Raw genomic sequence first — 22,872 nt, 5'->3', positions numbered from 1 at the left:
CCGGCGCTTGACTGAGCCAAAGGCCCATCCGCGCCGGTTGGGCGCGGCATCGCGCCTGTGCGCGATGCAGGCAGCCCGCCCCATCGGGGCGGGCTGCCGGACCCAAAGCCGCCAAGGGGGCGGCCCGAAGGGCGGGCACCTGCGGGTGCGGGAGGACCTCCCCTGCCCCGCAGATGCAGTGTTTGCTTACGCGCGGGCCTCGCGGATCAGGCGCAGGATGTCCTGGGCGGCCTCGGGGATGTTGGTGCCGGGGCCGAAGATCGCCTTGACGCCTTTGGAGTAGAGGAACTCGTAATCCTGCTGCGGAATGACGCCGCCGCAGATCACGATGATGTCGCCTGCGCCTTCGGCTTTCAGCGCCTCGACCAACTGCGGCGCCAGTGTCTTGTGGCCTGCCGCCTGGGAGGAGATGCCGATCACGTGGACGTCGTTGTCGATGGCGTCCTGGGCGGCCTCTTCCGGGGTCTGGAACAGCGGGCCCACGTCGACGTCAAAGCCAATATCGGCAAAGGCGGTGGCGATCACCTTGGCGCCGCGGTCGTGGCCGTCCTGGCCCATCTTGACCACCAGCAGACGCGGGCGGCGGCCTTCTTCCTCGGCGAACTCCTCGATCGATTTCTGGATCGCGGCAAAGCCCTCGTCGCCCTCATACGCCGCGCCATAGACGCCGGCCAGGGTTTTGACTTCCGCGCGGTGGCGGCCGAATTCCTTTTCCATTGCCATGGAGATCTCTCCGACTGAGGCCCGCGCGCGGGCGGCTTCGACTGCGGCTTCCAGAAGGTTGCCCTCGCCTGATGCGGCGCGGCGGGTCAGTTCATCGAGCGCCGCCTGGCAGGCAGCCTCGTCGCGGGTCTCGCGCATCTTCTGCAGGCGGGCGATCTGGGCGTCGCGCACCGCGTGGTTGTCGACATCCAGAATGTCGATCGGGTCTTCCTTGTCCTTGCGGTACTTGTTGACGCCAACCACAACCTCGTCGCCGCGGTCGATCATCGCCTGGCGGCGGGCGGCCGATTCCTCGATGCGCAGCTTGGGCATGCCGCTCTCGACGGCCTTGGTCATGCCGCCCATCTCCTCGACCTCTTCCATCAGCGCCCAGGCCTTCTCCACCAGTTCCGCCGTGAGGCTTTCGATGTAGTAGGAGCCGGCCAGCGGATCGACCACATTTGTGACGCCGGTTTCCTCCTGCAGCACCAGCTGGGTGTTGCGGGCGATGCGGGCGGAGAAATCGGTGGGCAGCGCGATGGCTTCGTCCAGCGCGTTGGTGTGCAGCGACTGGGTGCCGCCGAGAACCGCCGACATCGCCTCATAGGCGGTGCGGATCACGTTGTTGTAGGGGTCCTGCTCCTGCAGCGACACGCCCGAGGTCTGGCAGTGGGTGCGCAGCATCTTGGAGCGTTCGGACTTGGCGCCGAACTCGGTCATCACCCTGTGCCACAGGGTGCGGGCGGCGCGCAGCTTGGCGATTTCCATGAAGAAGTTCATGCCGATCGCAAAGAAGAACGACAGGCGGCCTGCGAATTTGTCCACGTCCATGCCGGCATCCAGTGCGGCGCGCACGTATTCGCGGCCGTCGGCGATGGTATAGGCCAGCTCCTGCACCAGGTTCGCGCCGGCCTCCTGCATGTGGTAGCCGGAGATCGAGATGGAGTTGAACTTGGGCATCTCGTTCGAGGTGTACTCAATAATGTCCGAGATGATCCGCATCGAGGGTTTCGGCGGATAGATATATGTGTTGCGGACCATGAACTCCTTGAGGATGTCGTTCTGGATGGTGCCCGCCAGCAGGCTCTTGTCGTGGCCCTGCTCCTCGCCCGCGACAATGAAAGACGCCAGAACCGGGATCACCGCGCCGTTCATGGTCATCGAGACCGAGACCTTGTCGAGCGGGATGCCGTCGAACAGGATTTTCATGTCCTCAACTGAATCGATGGCCACGCCGGCCTTGCCGACATCGCCGACCACGCGCGGGTGGTCGCTGTCATAGCCGCGGTGGGTGGCGAGGTCGAAGGCGACCGAGACGCCCTGCTGGCCCGCGGCCAGGTTGCGGCGGTAGAAGGCGTTGGATTCTTCGGCGGTGGAGAAGCCCGCGTACTGGCGGATGGTCCAGGGGCGGCCTGCATACATGGTGGCCTTCACCCCGCGGGTGAAGGGGCCAAAACCGGGGAGCGTGCCCATGTGGGGCAGATCCCTGGTATCGTCTTCGGTATAGAGCGGCTTGACTTCGATGCCTTCCAGCGTCTGCCAGTTGAGGTCGTCGACCGCCCGTCCGCGCAGCTCTTTCTCAGCCAGAGCCCGCCATTCGTCTTTGTTTGTCATCAGGTCTTCCTCTTGTCAGTGCGATACGGGGCGGGTTCGTGCCCGCCGCCTGTTTTTCCGGGTCCTGTGCCAGTGATGCGAGGCCGTCCGCCCCGCCCGCCAGCCACATGATGTCGTCGGCGTAAGCCTCGCGCAGATATGCGGTCTGCGCGTCGTCGAAGGGGCGCCAGCGGCCTGCGCCATCAGGCAGGCCGGCCGCCACCCGGGACGGCAGGCTGGCGCGCAGGTCCTGCAGGCAGAGCGAGGCATTGAGGCGCACCCGCGCGTGGGTGCGCGGCGCCTCGATGCCGGTGAGCGCTTGCAGTGCGGCCTCAGGCCGGGTGCCGAAGGTTTCAAACGGCAGCACATGCAGGTTTACATCCGGCATCGCGGCAGCAATGTCGGTGATCACGTCGCGCCAGCTGCGCGGCGACTGCGCCAGCCGGTCCAGCGTGGCCGCGGAGGGCAGCTTGTGGCCGCGGGCCACTGCGTAGGCCAGCGCCGAAGTCCAGTAGCTGTCGAGGCTGCGGATCGAGAGCGCCACATCGGTGACTGCGGCGCCGAATGCCTGGGAGAAGCGTGCCATGCGTTCGCCCACACCGCCGTAGAGATCGCCGAGCCGCAGGTTCTGGCGCACCGAGCCGATCATGTTTTCCTCGCTCACCAGCAGCTGACGGGTGCCCTTGCCGCTGCTGTCTGCCATCTGGATTTTCAGACGGCCCTGGGCGCGCTGCACCAGGTTGCGGCCGGACACCGGCGCGGGCCCCGGCTGGATGCCGTGGAACAGCCCGTTGCGGGTGCGGTACGGCCCCCAGAAACCGATACCCTGTTTTTCGAGGGCTTGCGCATTGTGGCGCATGTATTCCTGGAACGAGGTGGTTGCGCAGCGGTGCGCGCCGGTGTGCAGGATCACTTTCATAGCGTTACGGGGCCTCTGATGGAGGGCCGCAGGCCGCAGCCCGGTCAAGGGGAATGGCACGATCATGGCCGGCAACCCCTCATTATCCCGTTAACGTTTATGTTTTTTCGCCAAGCTGCGGATTTCACAGTCGCATTTGCCGCCGGCACACATATATTCAACACAACAGGAGAGATTATGAGAGCAATCCTTAGCGTTGTTTTGGCAGGGTTCCTGCCGCTGGCGGCTGCGGCGGCGGATGGCAGTGCGCCTGAATTGATACAGCCCGGGTATGATGTGGAGCTGGAGGAATTCCAGTGGACGCACCGCCCGGTGGTGGTGTTTGCCGACAGCCCCGAGGACCCGCGGTTCCATGAGCAGATGGAGCGGCTGATGGAGGGCATCGAGGCGCTGAAGACGCGCGATGTGGTGGTGCTGACCGATACCGATCCGGCTGCCAAGTCGGCCCTGCGCAAGAAGCTGCGGCCGCGCGGGTTCATGCTGGTGCTGGTGGGCAAGGACGGCGGCGTCAAGCTGAGGAAGCCGCATCCCTGGACGGTGCGCGAGCTGTCCCGCACCATCGACAAGTTCCCGGAACGGCTGCGCGAAGTGGAAGAACGGCGCGGCGGCTGAGCCTGCCGGGCGGTTCCGGTCAGCCGTTGCCGCGGACGTAGATCAGCGCCATCGCCTGTTTGTCCAGGACCACCATCGCGCCGGTTTCCGGCACGAAGACCAGGCTGGAGCCCGGATTGCGGATCGCCTGATAGTAGACGGATTTGACCAGATCGGTCATGCAGCTGACCCCTGCCAGCCCGGAGTTCAGCACCCCCAGCCCCTGCGGCAGGTCGCGGGACATGATGTCCTCTGTCACCGCGTTGGGGGATTTGCCCGAAACCGCAAACATCACCGGCTTGCCGGCCTCCAGCATCTTCATGCCGGTGTTGAGGGACCGCGCGCGGTCCACCAGCGAGGTGATGCGCGGATTTTCCGCGGTGTGAAACACCGCTGCGGTGCAGCTCATCGAGCTTTGGAAAAAGAACGTCTCCCCCAGCTCCACCCAGGCGGAGAGCTGGGCGCGCAGCGCCTCCTCCTTGTCCAGCGCGCAGGCGGACAGGACGGCCAGAACGGTCAAAAGACAGGTCAGGAGACGGGTCATGCGGCACCTTGGAGTGGTCAAACGCCCGCAGTGTCGCAGAAAAAACTGAAGATTTGGTGCATGGCACCGTATTTTGCGGGGCAGGCACACCTGCGGGGGCGGGAAAACCCGCCTGCCCGCGTGCATATGTGCCTGCCCCAAGGTGCATTATTCGAATTCCATGATCACATCATCAACCGCCAGGCTGTCGCCAGCGGATGCGTTGATCTTGGACACCACGCCCTTGCGCTCGGCGCGCAGGATGTTTTCCATCTTCATGGCTTCGACAGTGCAGAGCGCCTGGCCCTCCTGGACCTCCTGCCCCACTTCGACGTCGACCTTCACGATAAGGCCAGGCATCGGGCAGAGCAGCATCTTGGAGGTATCGGGCGCGACCTTTTCCGGCATCAGTTCTGCCAATTCGGCCTGGCGCGGCGTGCGCACCTTGACGGCCAGGTCAGCGCCGCGGGAACGGACGCGGAAGCCTTGGGTTACCTTGCCGGTTTTCAGAACCAGGGTTTCGCCGTTCACCTGCAGGGTGGCCAGCTGGTCGCCCGGGGTCCAGTCAGAGGTCACACGGTAGCTGCCGCCGCCCTCAAAATTGACGGTGGCACCGTCGCGGTCGGCGTCGATCACCACGTTGAAGGACTGGCCCTGCAGGCTGACGACCCAGTCGGTGCCGACCTTGCGCTCGTGGTTGTCCATCCGGCCCGACACGCGGGTGCGGCGGATTTCGGCAACCCGGTGCATGGCGGCGCAGGCGGCAGCGATCTTGCGCAGGTCGTCGCTGTGCAGCTCCACGCCCTCAAAGCCGTCGGGATACTGTTCCTCGATGAAAGCGGTGGTCATGGAGCCGTCGATAAAGATCGGGTGGTCCATCACCGCGCTGAGGAACGGCAGGTTGTGGCCGATGCCCTCCACCTCGAAGCTGTCGAGCGCGGTGCGCATCGCGCCGATGGCCTCCTCGCGGGTCGGCGCCCAGGTGCAGAGCTTGGCGATCATCGGGTCGTAGTACATCGAGATCTCGCCGCCCTCATAGACGCCGGTGTCGTTGCGCACGGCGGTCTCGCCAGCAGGCGCATCACCCTGCCATTTGCCGTTGACCAGCATCGGGCCAGCCGCGGTTTCCGCCGGCGGGCGGTAGCGGGTCAGGCGGCCGATGGAGGGCAGGAAGCCGCGGTAGGGATCTTCGGCATAAAGACGGTTTTCAATCGCCCAGCCGGTGAGTTTCACATCTTCCTGGCGCATCGGCAGTTCGGCCCCGTCAGCGACGCGGATCATCTGCTCCACCAGGTCGACGCCGGTGATCAGCTCAGTCACCGGATGTTCCACCTGCAGGCGGGTGTTCATTTCCAGGAAGTAGAAGTTCTTGTCGCCGTCGACGATGAATTCCACGGTGCCGGCAGAGGAGTAACCAACGGCCTTGGCCAGTGCCACGGCCTGCTCGCCCATCGCCTTGCGGGTTTCCTCATCAAGGAAGGGCGACGGGGCTTCTTCCACCACTTTCTGGTTGCGGCGCTGGATCGAGCATTCGCGCTCCCCCAGGTAGATGCCGTTGCCATGCTTGTCGCAGAGCACCTGGATTTCGATGTGGCGCGGCTGGGTGACGAATTTTTCGATGAAGATCCGGTCGTCGCCGAAGGAGTTCGCGGCCTCGTTCTTGGAGGACTGGAAGCCTTCGCGGGCTTCCGCGTCGTTCCAGGCGATCCGCATGCCCTTGCCGCCGCCGCCGGCAGAGGCCTTGATCATCACCGGGTAGCCGATCTCATTCGAAATCTTCACCGCCTCGTCGGCATCGGCAATCAGACCCATGTAGCCGGGCACGGTGGAGACGCCGGCCTCCTGGGCGATTTTCTTGGAGGTGATCTTGTCGCCCATCGCCTCTATCGCGCCCTTGGGGGGGCCGACAAAGGCAACGCCTTCGGCCTCGAGCGCCTCGGCGAACTTGGAGTTCTCGGAGAGGAAGCCATAGCCCGGATGCACCGCCTGCGCGCCGGTTGCGCGGATTGCCTCCATCACCTTGTCGATGACGATATAGGACTGGTTGGCCGGCGGCGGGCCGATGTGGACGGCCTCGTCGGCCATTTGCACATGCAGGGCCTGCTTGTCGGCGTCAGAGTAGATGGCAACGGTCTTGATACCCATCTTGCGCGCGGTTTTGATCACACGGCAGGCGATCTCGCCCCGGTTGGCGATCAGGATCTTATCAAACATAGGCAGTCCCTTGTTCCTTGGTATTCCGGAATGCAAAACGCCGCGCCCGGGGAGAGCCCGGACGCGGCGTTTGCGCGATTTCAGTAGCCGCCCGCGAGGGGCAGCTGTTCAGTGCTGCGGCAGCACCCTCAGCATTTGCGGGGGTTTTGCTCGCAGTAAACGAGGTTTGCGGCCACGCCGACGGCTGCGCCGGTGACCAGGTTGGCATCCAGCACTGCAGCGCCAAGCGCGCCGGCGCCGCCGCCGTAGATGATCCGTTCGCCGGTGGTGTCGCCACAGGCTGCCACAAGGCCGCAGAGCGACAGCGCCGCGATGAGAGATTTTGCCCGCATGTCCATGTTCCTTCTTCCGGGGACGTCAGTGTCCCTGCGGAATTTGCAGGCTGGCAAGCCGGGCGCAACGCTGCTCGGATCCGGGGTGTCTGATGGGCGGAGGCTTGCCGCACCGGGGGGGAGATGCGGCAAGCTTCCGCCAATGCCTGAAGGGGATAAAAGACGGGCAGGCCGCGGATGGGGGCGCGTACCTGCCCGTTCAGGCGAAGGGGCCGGAACAGATGCTCGGCACAGCAGCGTGGCTGCGCTGCTTGACCCACGATGCACCGGGCGGCAGCAGCTGTAAGCCCCTGAAATTCAACACCCCCGAATTTGGCAGATTCCTGCTGAACTGGAAGGGCCGTGTGCAAATTCACGCCGAAATTGCGGCGCCCCGGACGCCGGGACAGGCTGCGCGCAAGGGACCGCGCCGCCAAGCCCGAGATATGCGTCCGGGTGCGCGCCATCAGTCGAACGCCTCCGGGAAGGACGCGCGCGCAACCGCCTCATTGATAACCAGCAGCGCCTCATAGCTTGCGGGATCAAAGGGATCTTCGGCCGGGATCACCTCGCGGCCGAACAGCCAGCTGAGACGGCCTGCATCGAGGTTGCCGCGCTCAAACGGCTGGTCGCCGAAATGCTCCCACAGGGACTGCATGAACATCAGGTCGACGCGTTTGTCGACGTTCTTGCGGTCGCGGAAGCGCTCGCGCCGGGTCAGCGGCGTCACCCCTTTGGGGTTGGGGCGGCGGATGGTGAATTGGAAATCTGTGCCGGGCATACGGCCCGGGAACCCGCGGTGTTTCAGCATTTGGGTGCCTCCGGTCCGGCACCCCACGGGGCGGCGGGGGCCGGCCGCAGGGCCGGACCCCTGTAGTGTTTAGTTGTACTTGCCGGTGAAAACCGGTTCTTCGGTGACCGGCTCAACAACGACGAATTCTTCTTCCTGCTGGGCGCAGGCGGTGACGGCGGCCAGCAGGCCTGCCAGGGCGAAAAGCTTGATGCTCTTGGACATTTCTGTCTCCTGATAAAATGTGTGAAACCTGCGGCGGCTGTGCCGTCCGCGTGCCTCAACCTCAATGCGAAGGCAGCCTTATGACTGCCCGCGGCGAGGATAACCGGGTTTGCGGCCAAGTCACATGCAAATCGCGGCAATTGACGGGGCTGTGGCTGCAAAGCCGCAAGATTCCGCCGGTTCTGCCCAAGGCCCGCAAGATATTGTGGAACCATCAGAAAGCCTCCCACATGCAGGCGGCGCCGTCGGGGCGGTAGGCCTCGAAGAACTGGGTCGCGTCCGGGTCCTGGGCGCCAAAGGGCACCATCCGGTCGGAGAGCGAAATCACCACCCGCGCCGCGGTCAGGCCATGTTCGGCCAGATAGGGCAGCGCGATGCTGCCGCAAAGGTGGTCCATGTCGGGGGCGGCGGCCTCATAGCTGACTGTTCCGCTTTCACGGGCGATCTGCGGTGCGAGGAAGCGGAACCGCGCCCAGGTTTCGCCGGACTGGCCAGGGGCCTCGTCCAGAAGCACTTCTGCCAGCGTCACCGGCTGGCCCGAGGGCACGGAGACGGCATCTGCCGCCGCGGCGGTCAGGGCACAGAAGGCAAAGGGGATTGCCGCCAGATATCCGCAGCCCCGGCCCCCGGTTGCCCGGGCTCCTCCGGCCGGAGCTGCAGGCGCTGCGCAAGTGGCGCGCGCTGTCTGATATCGGCTGGCGCGGATCATGACGCTGATTCGGCCTCCATGTCAATTTTTGCCGCGAATCTATGCGAATCCTTCGCATCTGCCGGGGAATCGGGCAGCGAGGCGTCCCGGCCCCTGCTGGCATGGCGGATCCAGCGGGCGCGGCGGGCGGGGTTATCCAGAACCTCTGCTATCAGCGCGGCGGCATTGGCAGGCACCCGGCCCGTCACCTGGCCGCCTGCACGCACCCGCAGCCCCTGCCCTTCGGCGGTGATCTCCACCACAGGGGAGAAGCCGCGCAGGGACTGCAGCTTGCGCCACATGTCCTGACGGATCTGATGCGCCAGCCGCAGGGGATCAGCGGCAGGCAGCACCGTTTCCGCCACCACGTCGAAGCGGGCAGGCAGGCGGCGCGACAGCGTCAGGCTGCTGTCCGTGCGGGTGATATGCCAGGGGGTGCGGGTCATCTATCCCAATCTTTAACAATGGAAGAAGGATTTACGGCCTTTCCAGGAGTACACGTTCTGCTACTCCCCAATCCCGTGCAGGTGTATTTGACCGCACTGATGAGCTTGATTTGGAGCTGGTTTACAGCGTCCCCGTATTTGCTCCTTAGGAGCGTCCTTGCGGTCTGTATCGCTTGTTTTTGAGACTGCCCTTTTTCCGGGATCACAAAAACTGTTCCGGGTTCAGAATTTAATGCGTAAGTGACGCCTTCAGGGACAACTGGATTGTGGTCCAGTGCATCAATTCCAAAAGTTCCGGACGTGAGAACATATTGCCCGCCAGCCTTGTGCTTCACATTGTCAAACAGGGCGTAGGGAAGTCCCTCTTCCCGGTTCAATGGAAACCAGGTGGATTTCAGGTCCCAACGATAATTTCCGAAAAGGTAACCTCCAGTTTTCTTACGGCAGTCCTGAACCGAACCTTCCTTGACCGGACAAAATATGGCTCCGGTAAAAGGGGCATCCTGACGACGGCTATACAGCATCATTAGGTAGACGTCTTTTTTGGAAATCTTGACGTCTTTCCCTGCATCCGCCTCAGACACCCACCCCAAAATGGAGGCAGCAGCCACAACTGAGGCAAAAAGTGTTTTTTTAATTGCGAACAATTCTGACTCCTTGATTTCGCGGACCTCTCGCAGAGCAAACAGGCTCAGCGAGAGGCCTTGCTGAAAAACTCCCGCCGTGTCCTTACAGCGGAATGTTGTCGTGCTTTTTCCACGGGTTTTTCAGCTGCTTGCCCCGCAGCGAGGCAAAGGCGCGGCTGACCCGTTTGCGGGTGGACTGGGGCATGATCACTTCGTCGATGAAGCCGCGTTCCGCCGCCACGAAGGGGTTGGCAAAGCGGTCTTCGTAGTCCGCCGTGTGGGCCGCGATCTTGTCCGCATCGCCAAGGTCGGCGCGGTGGATGATCTCGGTTGCGCCCTTGGCGCCCATCACCGCGATCTCAGCCGTCGGCCAGGCATAGTTGAAGTCGCCGCGCAGATGCTTGGAGGCCATCACGTCATAGGCGCCGCCATAGGCCTTGCGGGTGATCACGGTGACCTTCGGCACGGTGGCTTCGCCATAGGCAAACAGCAGCTTGGCGCCGTGCTTGATGACGCCGCCGTATTCCTGGCTGGTGCCCGGCAGGAAGCCCGGCACGTCGACAAAGGTCAGGATCGGGATCTCGAAACAGTCGCAGAAGCGCACGAAGCGGGCGGCCTTGCGGCTGGAGTCGATGTCGAGGCAGCCGGCCAGCACCATCGGCTGGTTGGCGACGACGCCCACGGTTTGGCCCTCAAGGCGGATGAAGCCGGTGATGATGTTCTTGGCGAAATCCTCCTGGATCTCGTAGAAGTCGCCCTCATCCGCGACCTTGGTGATCAGCTCCTTCATGTCGTAGGGGCTGTTGGGGTTTTCCGGGATCAGGGTGTCCAGGCTTTCCTCGATCCGGCCCGGCTGGTCAAAGAACGGGCGCACCGGGGGCTTTTCACGGTTGTTCAGCGGCAGGAAGTCGACCAGGCGGCGGACCTCGGCCAGGGCTTCCACATCGTTTTCAAAGGCGCCGTCGGCGACGGAGGACTTGCGGGTATGGGTGGAGGCGCCGCCCAGTTCCTCGGCCGTCACCACCTCGTTGGTCACGGTTTTCACCACGTCCGGGCCAGTCACGAACATGTAGGAGGTGTCCTTGACCATGAAGATGAAGTCGGTCATCGCGGGGCTGTAGACCGCGCCGCCGGCGCAGGGGCCCATGATGACGGAGATCTGCGGGATCACGCCGGAGGCCATGATGTTGCGCTGGAAAATTTCGGCGTAGCCGGCCAGTGCGTCGACGCCTTCCTGGATGCGGGCACCGCCTGAGTCGTTGATGCCAATGACCGGCGCGCCGTTCTGCACCGCCATATCCATGATCTTGCAGATCTTCTGCGCGTGGGTGGCAGAGACAGAGCCGCCCAGCACGGTGAAGTCCTGGGAGAACACATAGACCTGGCGGCCGTTGATGGTGCCCCAGCCCGTGACCACGCCGTCACCGGCCGGCTTGTTGTTTTCCATGCCGAAATCGGTGCAGCGGTGGGCGATGAACATGTCGAACTCTTCGAAGCTGTCCTCGTCCAGCAGCAGCTCGATCCGTTCGCGGGCCGTCAGCTTGCCGCGCCCGTGCTGTGCGTCGATGCGGCGCTGGCCGCCGCCCAGCCGCGCGTCCTGGCGGCGGTCTTCCAGCTCGGAAAGAATGTCTTTCATGGCTCATGTCCCCTGTCAGTTTCAGCGCGACCATATATTGCGCTGCGGCGAAGCCAAAGGACATTATCGCAAATTTGCAAACCGTTTGCATACGCGAGCCGCAAAGTTGAAAATCAGCAAACTCAACCAGCCGCAACCGCAGCCCCGCAGTGCACATAAAGGTCTCCCGGAATGCGCGATAGACAAGGGCCGCGGGCCGCTATAAGGCAGATGGTATGTCCACATATGATACCAGGGCCTCTGGCCAGCGGACGCCCCCGCGCATTTTCACCCTGATCCTGCTGGCAGGCCTGTCGGCGCTTGGCATGAACCTGCATCTGCCGTCGCTGGCGGGAATGGCAGAGTATTATGCGGTGGATTACCGGGTAATGCAGCTGTCGGTGGCGCTGTATCTGGCAGGCAATGCGGTGGTGCAGATCTTTGTCGGGCCGATTTCCGACCAGATGGGGCGGCGTCCGGTCATTCTGATCAGCATCGTTCTGTTCCTGCTGGCCACACTGGGCTGCATCTATGCGCCGACGGCGGAGCTGTTCCTGCTGTTCCGGGTGGCGCAGACAGTGGTGGCGGCGACCATGGTGCTGAGCCGCGCCGCAGTGCGCGACATGTATGACACCAACGAGGCCGCCAGCATGATCGGCTATGTCACCATGGGCATGGCGGTGGTGCCAATGATCGGCCCCGCCATTGGCGGCTTCCTGGACCAGTGGATGGGGTGGAAAGCCAATTTCTGGCTGCTCTTTTTGGTGGGCGCCGCAACGTGGGCTATCACCTTCAGCGATTTCGGCGAAACTGCCAGCAAGAGCGGCAAGACACTAACGGCGCAGTTCCGCGAATATCCGGAGTTGCTGCTCTCACCGCGGTTCTGGGGGTATTCACTGTCGTCCGGTCTCGCGTCGGGGGCTTTCTTTGCCTACCTTGGCGGCGCTTCATTTGTTGGGATCGAAATCTACGGCCTCAGCACGGCTGAACTGGGGGTCTATTCAGCTGCACCTGCTGTGGGGTATTTCGCCGGTAACTACCTTTCCGGGAGGTTTTCAATCCGGTTGGGGATGAACCGGATGGTGCTGTGGGGCTGCGTGGTTAACAGCGGCGGGGTGCTGCTGTCGCTACTGATTGCAATGGCAGGCACAGATACTGTTTGGACCTTTTTTGGCCTCATGTGCTTTGTCGGGCTGGGCAACGGCATGTCGATCCCCAATGCCACCGCCGGTGCAATCTCTGTGCGGCCGCATCTGGCGGGCACCGCCTCGGGCCTCAGCGGCGCCATCATGATCGGTGCGGGCGCGGCGCTCAGCGCCTTTGCAGGGATGCTTCTGGTGCCGGGGTCAAGCGCCGTGCCGCTGCTGGCGATCATGTTCGGCACCGCCATGTGCGGGCTGGTTGCGATCCTGCTGGTGGTTCTGCGGGAGCGGCAGATCGGCGCATAAGCCATCCGGCGGACTTGCAGCCAGAAATTTGCAATTATACCATTCGCAGGAATTGAATTTGCAAAGGCGCGTCTCATGGCCACCCAGAAACTATATGCAGGCGCCAAGCTGCGCGAGATGCGGCAGCGGCTGGAGCTGACGCAGAAGGATTTCGCCGCCAAACTGGGCGTCTCCCTGCCCTATCTGAACCAGATGGAGAACAACAACCGCCCGGTGTCGACCACGGTGGTGCTGGCGCTGGCGCAGGAATTCGGCATGGATGTGACCGAATTGTCAGCTGGAGACAGCGAGCGGCTGGTCAGCGACATGCGCGAGGCGATGGCGGATCCGGTGTTTGCCGATGACGCGCCACCACTGGCGGACCTGCGGCTGACCGCCTCAAACGCCCCTGCCCTGGCGCGGGCCTTTCTGGCGCTGCACCGGGCTTACCGGCAGACCCATGAACGGCTTGCCTCATTGGATGAGGCGCTGGGGCGGGAGGACGCCCGCATTCAGGCCAGCCCATGGGAAGAGGTGCGCGATTTCTTCCACTATTGCGACAACTACATCGACGCGGTGGACCACGCGGCGGAGCGGTTTGCCGCCACCAGCGACATCCGCGCGGCGGCCATTGCCGAGCTGGAACGCGGCGGCATCAAGGTGCGCCAAACCGAGATGGAGGGCTTGCGCCATTACGACGCCGAAGCGCAGGTACTGCATCTGTCGAACCGCTCCGCGCCGCAGACGCAGCTGTTCCAGATGCTGCTGCAGGTGGCGCTCCTGCGGCAGAACACCCTGCTGGAGGCGACCCTCGATTTTGCAAAGTTTCAAAGCGAGGAGGCCCGCGCCATCGCCAAGATAGGCCTCGCCAACTATTTCGCCGGCGCGGCGCTGATGCCCTATGGCCGCTTTCTGGAAGCTGCACAGGCCTGCCGGCATGACCTGGAGCTGCTGGCGATCCGCTTTGGTGCTTCAATTGAGCAGATTGCGCACCGGCTCTCGACCATGCAGCGGCCCGGCGCCAAGGGCGTGCCGTTCTTCTTTGTGCGGGTGGATCAGGCGGGCACCATCACCAAGCGGCACTCGGCCACGCGGCTGCAATTTGCCCGCTTTGGCGGCGCTTGCCCCCTGTGGAACGTGCACCGGGCGTTTGAAACCCCGGGCCGGTTCCTGCGTCAGCTGGCGGAGACGCCGGATGGGGTGCGCTATATCTCGCTGGCCCGGGATGTGTCGAAACCGGGCGGCTCGTTCGGCGCGCCGGTACGCCGCTATGCAATTGCGCTGGGGTGCGAGGTGCGCCACGCCGATGCGCTGGTCTATGCCGACGGGCTGGATGTAAGCCAGGACAGCGCCTATGAGCCGATCGGCATCTCCTGCCGGATCTGCGAGCGCAAAGATTGCCATCAGCGGTCCGTTCCGCCGCTGGAGCGGCGGCTGACCATCAACACCGACCAGCGCGGTGTTCTGCCTTATGAGGTAAGTTGAGAGGGTGCGTGCGGCGGCAATTTTCTTCGAAGAAAATTGCCAAGGATTTTTAAAATCCTTGGGTGCACGGCAGCTTGCAGCGCGGTGTGGTCAGCCGCGCAGGCGGTCCAGCAGGCGGGCCATCAGTGCGCGTTCTGCCCTGGCGGCTGCTTGCGGCGATTGCTTGGGCTGAACGGCTTCTGCTGGCTGCCACTGGCTCACGCGGTTTGGCGCAGGCTCCTGCGGCTGCGTACGGACCGCGGTTTCCGCCTGGACCAGATTGCGAACCCTGGCGAGAATCTCCGCATCGGACGCCTCTTCCGGCACGCCCTCGATCTCCTGCCAGCCCCCCGGCTGATAGACCTGTCCCATTGGGTTACTCCCTTGCACACTACACTGCAGCCTCAGGCCCGCGGACCCATTCCGGCTGCAGTCTGAAGATAGTGCAGCCGGTCACAATTTTGACGAATTTGCCTTAAATTCATCTAAATTGACCTTTTCCGGGAGAGAAACACTCAACACTAACACGGGCAGCGCGGCACTGTTTCCGGCCCAGGATCAATCCAGCCGCTACGAATCTTCTGGCAATCACGGCGCGGGCCAACGCCCTACTCCAGCCCTTTCCAGAAGTGCTTGCGGTACTCTGCCTCGGTGATCACCTCTCCTGACTTCCGCGCGGCCTCGCGGTCCTTGGGCGGCAGCTGTTCCTGAAGGTAATCCACCCGCTTCCACTCCGGCACCGGCGTTTCGGCACCGTCAGCAGGCACATATTCAGAGCGGCCGGTACGATGGTAGCTGTGAATATACCGCGGGCAGTTGGTGAAGATGGCCTCAAGCTCCACCTGGACCAGCATCAGGGCCTCCGGGACGTCTGCCAGCTGCGCCTCGTCTGTCACAAGGCTGGCGGTGCCCTGCAGCCGCAGGCGGCGTGGCTGAGTGAAATCAATGAACAGCAGACCAACCTTGCTGGTGCCGGCGATATTGCCCGCCGACAGGAACATGCCGTTGCCGTCATAGACCGGAAAGCGGAGGGTGCGATCGTCGGGCATTTGCACGAACCCCGGGAAACCGCCCTTGTAGGACACCGTCGGATAGCCGCAGCGATCCACGGTGGAGAGGAAAAAGAAATCGCTTGCAGCGATGAATTTCCGGTCCATCGGGGCCAGGGCCTGCCGCAGGACGTTGCCGTGCAGAGCGTCCGCCAGCCCCCGCGTGCCGAAGGCATCCTGCAGCTGGCGCTGCTCTGCGGAATAGAAATCAGCCATCAGTCGCACCTCCGCATTGCCGCAGGAGAGAGCATAGCACACGGCTTTCGATCCTGCGTCCCGGCTGTGCAGGTCCCAGTGCAAATACGGGGGGCCTGGAGATACCCCCGCAGGATAACCAGCTGAACTTACTCAACATTCACCCATTCTTTGCCAAAGCAGCCCGTAGCGGGGTTTCACCGTTGACTTGATGGTTGATCTGGAACAAAACAAGAACAGTATTGACTTGAGAAGGATAGTTTCATGGACGGTAAAAGCAGTATTTCCAGGGATTTCGATTTTGAGTTCGGCAGCTGGGTTGTGCGCCACCGCAGGCTGAAGGAGCGATTGACCGGCTGTGATGAATGGGAAGAATTCGAAGGCACATCAGAAACCCGGCCTGTTCTGGGCGGGAATGGCAATGTCGAAGACAACCTTCTTGAATTCCCAAACGGTGCCTACCGGGCTATTGCGCTGCGGTCTTTTGATCCTGCCAGCCAGAAGTGGGCCATTTGGTGGCTTGCAGCCACCGATCCGCACCAGTTGGATGTGCCTGTGGTTGGCAGCTTCGAAGATGGCGTCGGAGCATTCTATGCAGAAGACACCCTACGCAGCGAACCCGTGTCGGTCAGGTTTCTCTGGCTGCATACCGGCACGGAGACGCCCCGCTGGGAACAGGCGATGTCCAGCGACGGCGGCAAGACCTGGGAAACAAATTGGACCATGGATTTCAGGCGCGCATAACAGGCGCGGCTGTTCCGTTGCCTGGGAGACCGCACAGCGGGGCACGACATAAATAAAGGGGCACCATTGGCGCCCCTTGCTTTGACTTCCGGTGCTCTGGTCTTACGCCTTCGACAAGATCCCCCAGATCTCGTCCTTCAGCGCGGCGCGCTGCTTGCGCAGATCGGTTTCGGCCTGGGCGCTCACCGGCTCCACATTGGTTTCCGCCCGGTGCACGGCGCGGTTCACTTCGTGATATTCATCGGACAGTTTGGCGAAATGCGCATCCGACTGTTTCAGCTGGCTCATCAGCGCCGCTTTTTCCGGGAATTCTTCGGCCAGTTCATGGGGAGTATTGGACACCTGCTCGCTCCTTTTTCCTAGGGTCGCTTGCAGATTATTTCCTCCCCTGCCCGGCCACTTTGACGCGGATCAAAAGATGCCTGCGGCACGCGGATTTTCGGGAAATTTCCGGTAATAAAAAGCCGCCCGCACAAAGGGGAGGTGGCGGGCGGCTTGCTGGCAGTGCAACAGGATCAGCGTTGCGCTTCGCGCCAGTTCGGGTTGAACCACGGCTCTGCGTTGGAGGACGGCAGGCGGCGGCCCAGGATGTGGTCGGAGGCCTTCTCGCCGGTCATGATCGAGGGGCCGTTGAGGTTGCCATTGGTGATCCGCGGGAAGATCGAGCTGTCGGCAACGCGCAGGCCTTCGACACCGATGACACGGCATTCCGGGTCGACCACCGACATCGGATCATCCGCCGCGCCCATCTTGCAGGTGCCGCAGGGGTGATAGGCGCTTTCCACATGCTCGCGCAGGAAGCCGTCGATTTCGTCGTCCGTCTGCAGATCGGTGCCGGGCTGGATCTCGTGCTTGAGGAAAGGCTTCATTGCGTCCTGGGCAAAAATCTCCCGCGTCAGGCGCACGCATTTGCGGAAGTCGATCCAGTCCTGCTCGGTCGACATGTAGTTGAACAGGATGTTCGGCGCGTCCTTGGGATCGCTCGACGCCAGCGTGACCTCGCCGCGCGAGGGGGAGCGCATCGGGCCGACGTGGGCCTGGAAGCCGTGGCCTTCTGCCGCCGCCTGGCCGTCATATCGGACCGCGATCGGCAGGAAGTGGTACTGGATGTCCGGGTAGTCGACGCCCTTGTCGGAGCGGATGAAGGCGGCGCTTTCGAACTGGTTCGAGGCGCCCAGGCCGGTCTTGGTGAACATCCACTGGGCCCCGACCAGGCCCTTGCCCAGCAGGTTCCAGTATTTGAACAGGGTGATCGGTTGCTTGCAGGCGAACTGGAAGTAGAATTCCAGGTGGTCCTGCAGGTTCTGGCCGACGCCGGGGCGGTCGGCAACCACGTCGATGCCGTGTTCGGCCAGGTGCTTGGCCGGGCCGATGCCGGAGAGCATCAGCATCTTGGGGGAGTTCAGCGAGGAGGCGGCCAGGATCACCTCGGCGTTGGCTCGGATCACCTCAACCTTGCCGCCGCGTTCGATCTCGACACCCACGGCGCGGCCGTCCTCGATCACCACCTTGCGGGCGAAGGCACGGATAAGGTCGCAGTTTTCACGCTTGAGCGCGGGCTTCAGGTAGGCGTTGGCGGCGGACCAGCGGCGGCCCTTGTAGACCGTCATTTCCATCGGGCCGAAGCCCTCCTGCTGTTCGCCGTTGTAGTCGGAGGTGACCGGATAGCCCGCCTGCTCGCCCGCCTTGACGAAGGCGTCATGCAGCGGGTTGTCGCGGGGGCCGCGGGTCACGTGCAGCGGGCCGTCCTTGCCGCGCCAGTCCGGGTCGCCGCCGTGGCCGCGGTCGTTCCAGGTTTCCATGCGCTTGAAGTACGGGAGCACGTCGGCATAGGACCAGCCCGCCGCTCCGCTTTCGGCCCAGTGGTTATAGTCGCCTGCGTGGCCGCGCACGTACACCATGCCGTTGATCGAGGAGGAGCCGCCGATCACCTTGCCGCGCGGGCAAACCAGCTCGCGGCCGCCCAGATGCGGTTCGGGCTGGGATTTATAGCCCCAGTCATAAAGCGGCATGTTCATCGGGTAGCTGAGCGCGCCCGGCATCTGGATAAACGGCCCGGCATCGGTGCCGCCGTGTTCGATCACCAGAACCTTCTTGCCGGCCTCGCTGAGCCGGTAGGCCATGGCACAGCCGGCAGAGCCGGCCCCGACAATCACATAATCCGCGTTCATTTCCATTCTCCATCCGGCAGCGGGAAAATTTGGTCTGCTGCCGCTTTCGTTTGATTGGGCGGGCGCGCGGGGCGCCCTGCCCGGCCGTTGCTTTCAGGCAGCGCCGATCAGAACGCCGCTTCGACGTCGCCCATGCGGACGTAGACCGACTTCACCTGGCTGAAGTGCTTGATCGCCTCTTTCGAGTTTTCGCGGCCAACACCCGATGCCTTCACGCCGCCGAACGGTGCCTCAACCGGCGCGTCGTTGTAGGAGTTGATGAAGCAGCTGCCCGCCTCCAGCTGGCCGATCACCCGGTGGGCGCGGCTGAAGTCGTTGGTGAAAACGCCGGCGGACAGACCGAATTCGGTGTCATTGGCGCGGGCGATCACCTCTTCCTCTGTGTCGAAGTCGAGAACGGACATGACGGGTCCGAAGATTTCCTCACGCGCGATGGTCATGTCGTCGGTCACATCGGCAAAGACCGTGGGCTGGATGTAGTAGCCGGGCATGTCCGCACGCGCGCCGCCGCAGACAACGCGGGCGCCCTCTTCTTTGCCCTTTTCAATGTAGCCCAGCACGATGTTCATCTGGTTTTCAGTGACCATCGGGCCGAAGCTGGTGGCCTCATCCATCGGGTCGCCCAGGATGGCGTTGCCGGTGCGCTCCGCCAGGCGGGCCAGGAATTTCTCCTTGATGCCCTTCTGGACAAACACACGGGTGCCGTTGGAGCAGACCTGGCCGGAGGAGTAGAAGTTGCCGTTGATGGCGCCGCCGACGGCGTTGTCGATGTCGGCGTCATCAAAGATGATCAGCGGCGACTTGCCGCCCAGCTCCATGGTGACGTGCTTCATGCCTTCGGCGGCGGCGGCATAGACTTTCTTGCCGGTCGGCACCGAGCCGGTCAGCGAGACCTTGTCCACGCGCGGGTCGGTGACCAGCGCGCCGCCGACCTCGCCCATGCCCTGGATGACGTTGTAGATGCCTGCGGGGGCGCCTGCCTCGTGCAGGATCTCGGCCACCTTCAGGGCGCAGAGCGGGGTGGTCTCGGAGGGTTTGAACACCATAGAGTTGCCGCAGGCCAGCGCCGGTGCGCCTTTCCAGCAGGCGATCTGGGTCGGGTAGTTCCAGGCGCCGATGCCCACACACAAGCCCAGCGCTTCGCGCACGGTGTAGACCCAGTCCTCGCCCATCGGGATGTGCTCGCCGGTCAGGGAGCCTGCCAGGCCGCCGAAGTATTCCAGCGCGTCGGCACCGGAGGTGGCGTCGGCCACCAGGGTTTCCTGCAGCGGTTTGCCGGTGTCGTAGGTTTCCAGAACCGACAGTTCGTGGTTGCGCTCGCGCATGATGTCGGCGGCACGGCGCAGGATGCGGCCGCGTTCGGTGCCGGTCATCTTGGCCCATGCCTTCTGGGCTTCCTTGGCGGTGGACAGCGCCTGCTCCACGATGGCCGGGGTGGCGGCGTAGACGGTGGCGATCTGTTCGCCGGTCGCGGCGTAGATCACCGGGATCGGGGTGCCTGCGGTGTCTTCGACGTATTCGCCGTTGATGAAGTGGCTGGCCTTGGGCTGTGCGGGATGTGTCATCTTGTGTGTCTCCAGCGGGGGTCTTCAGCAGGGGAGATGCTGAGTGGTTGCTATGGTTATTCGCCGCGGGGAAAGCGTTTGCTTTCCTCGAGGTTGTCGAGGTTCATGTGATTGCGCATGTAGCGCTCGGAGGCCTTTTGCAGCGGCTGGTAATCCCAGGGGTAGTAGCCGCCCTGGCGCAAGGCCTCGTAGACGACCCAGCGGCGGGCCTGGCTGGCGCGTACCTCTGCGTCGAAGGTTTCCAGGTTCCAGCGCGCCTCCGACTTGGCACGCAGGGTTTCCAGAGTGCCAGCATGGGCCGGATCGTCCGCAAGGTTGTTGAGCTCGTGCGGGTCGGATTCCAGATCAAACAGCTGATCAGGGTCGAGGCTGCAGCGGTTGTATTTCCACTTGCCATAACGGAGCGACACCAGCGGCGCATATGACGCTTCCGCGGCGTATTCCACGGCGACCGGCTCAGTGCGTTCCGTTCCATTGGCCAGCGGCACCAGGTTCTGGCCGTCGGTCCAGGGTTCGATTTCCGCCATATCGACACCGGCCAGCGCGCCCAGCGTCGGGGTTACGTCCAGTGTTGAAACCGGGGTTTCAATGAGGCCCGCGGGCAGGTCCGGCGCCGAGATCATCAGCGGCACGCGGGAGGAGCCCTCGTAGAAGCTCATCTTGAACCACAGGCCGCGTTCGCCCAGCATGTCGCCGTGGTCGGAGACGAACAGAATGATCGCCTCCTGCCTTGTGGTTTCCAGCACGTTCAGGATCTCGCCGATCTTGTCGTCCAGGTAGGAGATATTGGCGAAGTACGCGCGGCGGGAGCGTTTGATGTTCTCCTCGGTGATGTCAAAGCTGCGCCAGTCGTTGGCGTCAAAGATCCGCTTGGCGTGGGGGTCGTGGTCCTCGTAGTCCATGGCGGGGACTTCGGGCAGCAGGTGCTCGCAGTCCTCGTAAAGATCCCAGTACTTGCGGCGTGCCACATAGGGGTCGTGCGGGTGGGTGAAGGAGACGGTCACGCACCAGGGGCGGTCGTCGAGGCCGCGCGACAGCTCATAGAGCTTGGCGGTGGCGTTGTAGGCGACCTCGTCATCGTATTCCATCTGGTTGGAGGTCTCTGCCACCCCTGCCCCGGTGACGGAGCCCATGTTGTGGTACCACCAGTCGATCCGCTCGCCCGGTTTGCGGTAGTCCGGGGTCCAGCCGAAGTCGGCCGGGTAGATGTCGGTGGTCAGGCGGTCCTCGAACCCGTGCAGCTGGTCGGGGCCGACAAAATGCATCTTGCCCGAGAGGCAGGTGTAGTAACCGGCGCGGCGCAGGTGGTGGGCATAAGTCGGGATGTCGCTGCGGAATTCCGCCGCGTTGTCATAGACGCCAGTACGCGAGGGCAGCTGGCCGGACATGAAGGAGGCGCGGCCCGGCGCGCAGAGCGGCGACGCGGTATAGGCGTTTTTGAAGCGGGTGGAGCGTTCCGCCAGTTTCTTCAGGTTCGGCGCATGCAGCCATTCGGCGGGGCCGTCCGGGAAAAGCGTCCCATTCAACTGGTCAACCATCAGGATCAGGATATTCGGGGCACTCATCGCGGACCTCCCAAGTATTGGCGATGCTTTGCAAAGGCGCCTGGCAGGCCCGAAAGCGCTGCCAGGCAGTTAAAGGCTGGTCCCCTCATTCGGGGAAACTTGGGGGCCAGCCGGGAGACCGCCCTTAGTGGGCTGTCTTGATCTTTTCGAAGTCGAGCGTGTTTTCCTCAGGCGAGGCGTCGATGCTCATGACTTCGCTGCGCTTGAACAGCACGATGTAAGCCAGGCAGGCCACATAGATGCCGATGACCACGGTGCCGATCCACTGGATCTGCAGCCACTGGCTCTGGAAGGCCAGGGTCAGGCCGAAGAGCACAACAGCGTTGCCGACAACGTATGGAATGGTGCCGAAACGCTTGGCCGACAGGTTCAGGTTGTCGGTGTAGAGGCGGATCAGCGAGTCAAACGAGTTGACCACGAAGATGATGCCAACAGCGACCATGGAGACGTTGATCAGCAGCGTCGTTTCAATGCTGTTCAGGTGGTAGTAGTAGAGCACCGAGAACCAGATCCCCAGCGGGATCGACGGGAAGATCAGCAGCGCCGCCAGAACCTGCCAGGTACGCAGGCCGCCGACAAAGCGGGAAGTGAACTGGCCGATCATGATCGACCATGCGAACCACCAGAACAGGTAGAACTCATGGTAGTCGGTCAGCGGCAGGATGAACTTGTGGATGTTGGCAAAGTAGCCGCCGATGTTCGACGCGGTGTCGGCAAAGGCGCCCAGGCCCATGCCCGCATAGGCCCACATGCCCAGGATCAGCGCCAAGAACAGCGCGGTGGAGCCGACCGACAGAATACGCACGTATTTGATGTCGGTGGAGGAGAAGGCGGCAAACAGGATCACCAGGAAGGTGATGACATAGAAGGCCGGGATCACGGTTTCGCCGTCGCCCATGAAGGTGGCGTAATACGGCAGGTAGATCAGGAACAGCGCGCCGGTGAAGGCGCAGGTGCCGATGATCACGATGTTGTTGATCCATTTCACCAGCGGGATCTCGAAGAACTTCACACGCGGCTCGATCACGCAGAAATAGAAGGTCGTCAGGAAGTAGAAGCCCCAGATCAGGAAGCCCCAGAAGCCGAACTCCAGCGCCAGCGGGTTGGTGAAGCCATAGGCCGGTTCCGCCGCGGTGTCCGCGTAAAGCGGGAAGTCCCAAGCCAGCGGGAACATGATCAGGCCCACGTCCAGACCGGAGGTGAACAGGATGGCGATGAAGGTGAAAAGGTGAACGGGGGTCACGCCGACGTTGCGGACGTTCCACCACTTGATCACGCAGAACGCCACCAGCGCAAAGGCCAGCAGAATCCCGAACGAGATGATTGAAGTCATATGTCCCTCCCATTTCCGGGCGGTTTCCGCCCTCAGACATGGAACGGGTACATATCACAGCCGGCTGAAGCGCCAAACAGTTTTTTAAATGGTCATTCAAGTTTCGAATTCACGCG

Annotated in this window: 22 protein-coding genes; 4 read left to right on the top strand and 18 right to left on the bottom strand. The window is 63.1% G+C overall.

Annotated elements, in window-relative coordinates; all coding sequences use genetic code 11:
* Positions 1–186: 186 nt before the first annotated feature.
* Together scpA and RA25_RS01185 are read right to left on the bottom strand one after the other, a co-directional pair.
* Positions 187–2,316, bottom strand: a complete 2,130-nt coding sequence (gene scpA / locus RA25_RS01190) for a methylmalonyl-CoA mutase (RefSeq protein ID WP_039148934.1) — start codon at positions 2,314–2,316, stop codon at positions 187–189.
* Entirely contained in the window at positions 2,282–3,214 is a 933-nt protein-coding gene (locus RA25_RS01185; RefSeq protein WP_039169537.1) for a hypothetical protein, read from the bottom strand. Before RA25_RS01185 ends, scpA begins: the two co-directional genes overlap by 35 nt.
* Positions 3,215–3,391: 177 nt before the next feature.
* On the opposite strand from RA25_RS01185, the gene RA25_RS01180 reads away from it, so the two are divergent.
* Positions 3,392–3,826 carry a DUF4174 domain-containing protein gene (locus RA25_RS01180; RefSeq protein ID WP_039148939.1) on the top strand — a complete coding sequence of 145 codons (435 nt, stop codon included), beginning with the start codon at positions 3,392–3,394 and terminating at the stop codon, positions 3,824–3,826.
* 19 nt (positions 3,827–3,845) lie between these two features.
* Here the strand turns inward: RA25_RS01180 and RA25_RS01175 are convergent, their stop codons facing one another.
* From RA25_RS01175 to RA25_RS01145, 9 genes are all read right to left on the bottom strand, one after another.
* Positions 3,846–4,349: a hypothetical protein gene (locus tag RA25_RS01175; RefSeq protein WP_039148943.1), complete on the bottom strand. Its 504-nt coding sequence runs from the start codon at positions 4,347–4,349 to the stop codon at positions 3,846–3,848.
* A 147-nt stretch (positions 4,350–4,496) separates the two neighbouring features.
* Positions 4,497–6,542 (bottom strand): acetyl-CoA carboxylase biotin carboxylase subunit, encoded by a 2,046-nt coding sequence (locus RA25_RS01170; protein ID WP_039169535.1) that lies wholly within the window; start codon positions 6,540–6,542, stop codon positions 4,497–4,499.
* Between the two features lie 128 nt (positions 6,543–6,670).
* Positions 6,671–6,874, bottom strand: a complete 204-nt coding sequence (locus tag RA25_RS01165; protein WP_029204763.1) for a hypothetical protein — start codon at positions 6,872–6,874, stop codon at positions 6,671–6,673.
* 445 nt (positions 6,875–7,319) lie between these two features.
* A complete protein-coding gene (locus RA25_RS01160) occupies positions 7,320–7,664 on the bottom strand; it encodes a hypothetical protein (protein ID WP_039148948.1) in 345 nt (114 codons plus the stop codon).
* Between the two features lie 69 nt (positions 7,665–7,733).
* The gene (locus RA25_RS23395) at positions 7,734–7,868 is read right to left on the bottom strand and encodes a hypothetical protein (RefSeq protein ID WP_019295689.1); all 135 of its coding nucleotides are present in this window, start codon (positions 7,866–7,868) and stop codon (positions 7,734–7,736) included.
* Positions 7,869–8,082: 214 nt separating this feature from the next.
* Positions 8,083–8,577, bottom strand: a complete 495-nt coding sequence (locus RA25_RS01155) for a DUF6497 family protein (protein WP_039148951.1) — start codon at positions 8,575–8,577, stop codon at positions 8,083–8,085.
* The gene (locus RA25_RS01150; RefSeq protein WP_039148954.1) at positions 8,574–9,002 is read right to left on the bottom strand and encodes a hypothetical protein; all 429 of its coding nucleotides are present in this window, start codon (positions 9,000–9,002) and stop codon (positions 8,574–8,576) included. The genes RA25_RS01155 and RA25_RS01150 overlap by 4 nt, the downstream gene beginning before the upstream one ends.
* Positions 8,999–9,649 (bottom strand): hypothetical protein, encoded by a 651-nt coding sequence (locus tag RA25_RS22565; protein WP_152610536.1) that lies wholly within the window; start codon positions 9,647–9,649, stop codon positions 8,999–9,001. The genes RA25_RS01150 and RA25_RS22565 overlap by 4 nt, the downstream gene beginning before the upstream one ends.
* 82 nt (positions 9,650–9,731) lie before the next feature.
* Positions 9,732–11,264 carry an acyl-CoA carboxylase subunit beta gene (locus tag RA25_RS01145; protein WP_039148956.1) on the bottom strand — a complete coding sequence of 511 codons (1,533 nt, stop codon included), beginning with the start codon at positions 11,262–11,264 and terminating at the stop codon, positions 9,732–9,734.
* A 215-nt stretch (positions 11,265–11,479) separates the two neighbouring features.
* Between RA25_RS01145 and RA25_RS01140 the strand changes: the two genes are divergently transcribed.
* Both RA25_RS01140 and RA25_RS01135 read left to right on the top strand, forming a co-directional pair.
* Positions 11,480–12,691 (top strand): multidrug effflux MFS transporter, encoded by a 1,212-nt coding sequence (locus RA25_RS01140; RefSeq protein ID WP_039169534.1) that lies wholly within the window; start codon positions 11,480–11,482, stop codon positions 12,689–12,691.
* Between the two features lie 75 nt (positions 12,692–12,766).
* Positions 12,767–14,155 carry a helix-turn-helix domain-containing protein gene (locus RA25_RS01135; protein ID WP_039148959.1) on the top strand — a complete coding sequence of 463 codons (1,389 nt, stop codon included), beginning with the start codon at positions 12,767–12,769 and terminating at the stop codon, positions 14,153–14,155.
* A 90-nt stretch (positions 14,156–14,245) separates the two neighbouring features.
* Here RA25_RS01135 and RA25_RS01130 read toward each other — a convergent pair whose 3' ends face one another.
* Together RA25_RS01130 and RA25_RS01125 are read right to left on the bottom strand one after the other, a co-directional pair.
* Complete coding sequence (locus RA25_RS01130; protein ID WP_039169533.1) at positions 14,246–14,506, bottom strand: hypothetical protein; 261 nt, start codon at positions 14,504–14,506, stop codon at positions 14,246–14,248.
* Positions 14,507–14,742: 236 nt separating this feature from the next.
* Positions 14,743–15,399 (bottom strand): pyridoxamine 5'-phosphate oxidase family protein, encoded by a 657-nt coding sequence (locus tag RA25_RS01125; RefSeq protein ID WP_039170267.1) that lies wholly within the window; start codon positions 15,397–15,399, stop codon positions 14,743–14,745.
* Positions 15,400–15,642: 243 nt separating this feature from the next.
* Between RA25_RS01125 and RA25_RS01120 the strand changes: the two genes are divergently transcribed.
* Positions 15,643–16,122: a hypothetical protein gene (locus RA25_RS01120; RefSeq protein ID WP_039169532.1), complete on the top strand. Its 480-nt coding sequence runs from the start codon at positions 15,643–15,645 to the stop codon at positions 16,120–16,122.
* 102 nt (positions 16,123–16,224) lie between these two features.
* Here RA25_RS01120 and RA25_RS01115 read toward each other — a convergent pair whose 3' ends face one another.
* The 5 genes from RA25_RS01115 to RA25_RS01095 form a co-directional block, all read right to left on the bottom strand.
* Positions 16,225–16,464 (bottom strand): YdcH family protein, encoded by a 240-nt coding sequence (locus tag RA25_RS01115; protein ID WP_019295698.1) that lies wholly within the window; start codon positions 16,462–16,464, stop codon positions 16,225–16,227.
* Positions 16,465–16,637: 173 nt separating this feature from the next.
* Positions 16,638–18,293, bottom strand: a complete 1,656-nt coding sequence (betA, locus tag RA25_RS01110; protein WP_039169531.1) for a choline dehydrogenase — start codon at positions 18,291–18,293, stop codon at positions 16,638–16,640.
* Between the two features lie 107 nt (positions 18,294–18,400).
* Positions 18,401–19,858, bottom strand: a complete 1,458-nt coding sequence (gene betB / locus RA25_RS01105; RefSeq protein WP_039169529.1) for a betaine-aldehyde dehydrogenase — start codon at positions 19,856–19,858, stop codon at positions 18,401–18,403.
* A gap of 56 nt (positions 19,859–19,914) precedes the next feature.
* Positions 19,915–21,423 (bottom strand): choline-sulfatase, encoded by a 1,509-nt coding sequence (gene betC, locus RA25_RS01100; protein WP_039169528.1) that lies wholly within the window; start codon positions 21,421–21,423, stop codon positions 19,915–19,917.
* 124 nt (positions 21,424–21,547) lie between these two features.
* On the bottom strand, positions 21,548–22,756 hold the full coding sequence (locus tag RA25_RS01095; RefSeq protein WP_039169526.1) for a choline transporter: 1,209 nt from the start codon (positions 22,754–22,756) through the stop codon (positions 21,548–21,550).
* Between the last annotated feature and the right edge of the window lie 116 nt (positions 22,757–22,872).

The sequence above is a fragment of the Leisingera sp. ANG-S5 genome (genome assembly GCF_000813925.1).
GTDB lineage: Bacteria > Pseudomonadota > Alphaproteobacteria > Rhodobacterales > Rhodobacteraceae > Leisingera.
Note: the sequence above shows the minus strand (reverse complement) of the source record. Positions and strands in the feature narration are given on the sequence as shown.

Coding starts and splice junctions, on each gene's coding strand:
- RA25_RS01185 (WP_039169537.1), bottom strand. CDS start 3,214: ATGAAAGTGATCCTGCACACCGGCGCGCACCGCTGCGCAACCACCTCG.
- RA25_RS01095 (WP_039169526.1), bottom strand. CDS start 22,756: ATGACTTCAATCATCTCGTTCGGGATTCTGCTGGCCTTTGCGCTGGTG.
- RA25_RS01165 (WP_029204763.1), bottom strand. CDS start 6,874: ATGCGGGCAAAATCTCTCATCGCGGCGCTGTCGCTCTGCGGCCTTGTG.
- RA25_RS01150 (WP_039148954.1), bottom strand. CDS start 9,002: ATGACCCGCACCCCCTGGCATATCACCCGCACGGACAGCAGCCTGACG.
- RA25_RS01180 (WP_039148939.1), top strand. CDS start 3,392: ATGAGAGCAATCCTTAGCGTTGTTTTGGCAGGGTTCCTGCCGCTGGCG.
- RA25_RS01140 (WP_039169534.1), top strand. CDS start 11,480: ATGTCCACATATGATACCAGGGCCTCTGGCCAGCGGACGCCCCCGCGC.
- betC (WP_039169528.1), bottom strand. CDS start 21,423: ATGAGTGCCCCGAATATCCTGATCCTGATGGTTGACCAGTTGAATGGG.
- RA25_RS01125 (WP_039170267.1), bottom strand. CDS start 15,399: ATGGCTGATTTCTATTCCGCAGAGCAGCGCCAGCTGCAGGATGCCTTC.
- RA25_RS01130 (WP_039169533.1), bottom strand. CDS start 14,506: ATGGGACAGGTCTATCAGCCGGGGGGCTGGCAGGAGATCGAGGGCGTG.
- RA25_RS01160 (WP_039148948.1), bottom strand. CDS start 7,664: ATGCTGAAACACCGCGGGTTCCCGGGCCGTATGCCCGGCACAGATTTC.
- RA25_RS01175 (WP_039148943.1), bottom strand. CDS start 4,349: ATGACCCGTCTCCTGACCTGTCTTTTGACCGTTCTGGCCGTCCTGTCC.
- RA25_RS01135 (WP_039148959.1), top strand. CDS start 12,767: ATGGCCACCCAGAAACTATATGCAGGCGCCAAGCTGCGCGAGATGCGG.
- scpA (WP_039148934.1), bottom strand. CDS start 2,316: ATGACAAACAAAGACGAATGGCGGGCTCTGGCTGAGAAAGAGCTGCGC.
- betA (WP_039169531.1), bottom strand. CDS start 18,293: ATGAACGCGGATTATGTGATTGTCGGGGCCGGCTCTGCCGGCTGTGCC.
- RA25_RS01120 (WP_039169532.1), top strand. CDS start 15,643: ATGGACGGTAAAAGCAGTATTTCCAGGGATTTCGATTTTGAGTTCGGC.
- RA25_RS01155 (WP_039148951.1), bottom strand. CDS start 8,577: ATGATCCGCGCCAGCCGATATCAGACAGCGCGCGCCACTTGCGCAGCG.
- RA25_RS23395 (WP_019295689.1), bottom strand. CDS start 7,868: ATGTCCAAGAGCATCAAGCTTTTCGCCCTGGCAGGCCTGCTGGCCGCC.
- RA25_RS01145 (WP_039148956.1), bottom strand. CDS start 11,264: ATGAAAGACATTCTTTCCGAGCTGGAAGACCGCCGCCAGGACGCGCGG.
- betB (WP_039169529.1), bottom strand. CDS start 19,858: ATGACACATCCCGCACAGCCCAAGGCCAGCCACTTCATCAACGGCGAA.
- RA25_RS01170 (WP_039169535.1), bottom strand. CDS start 6,542: ATGTTTGATAAGATCCTGATCGCCAACCGGGGCGAGATCGCCTGCCGT.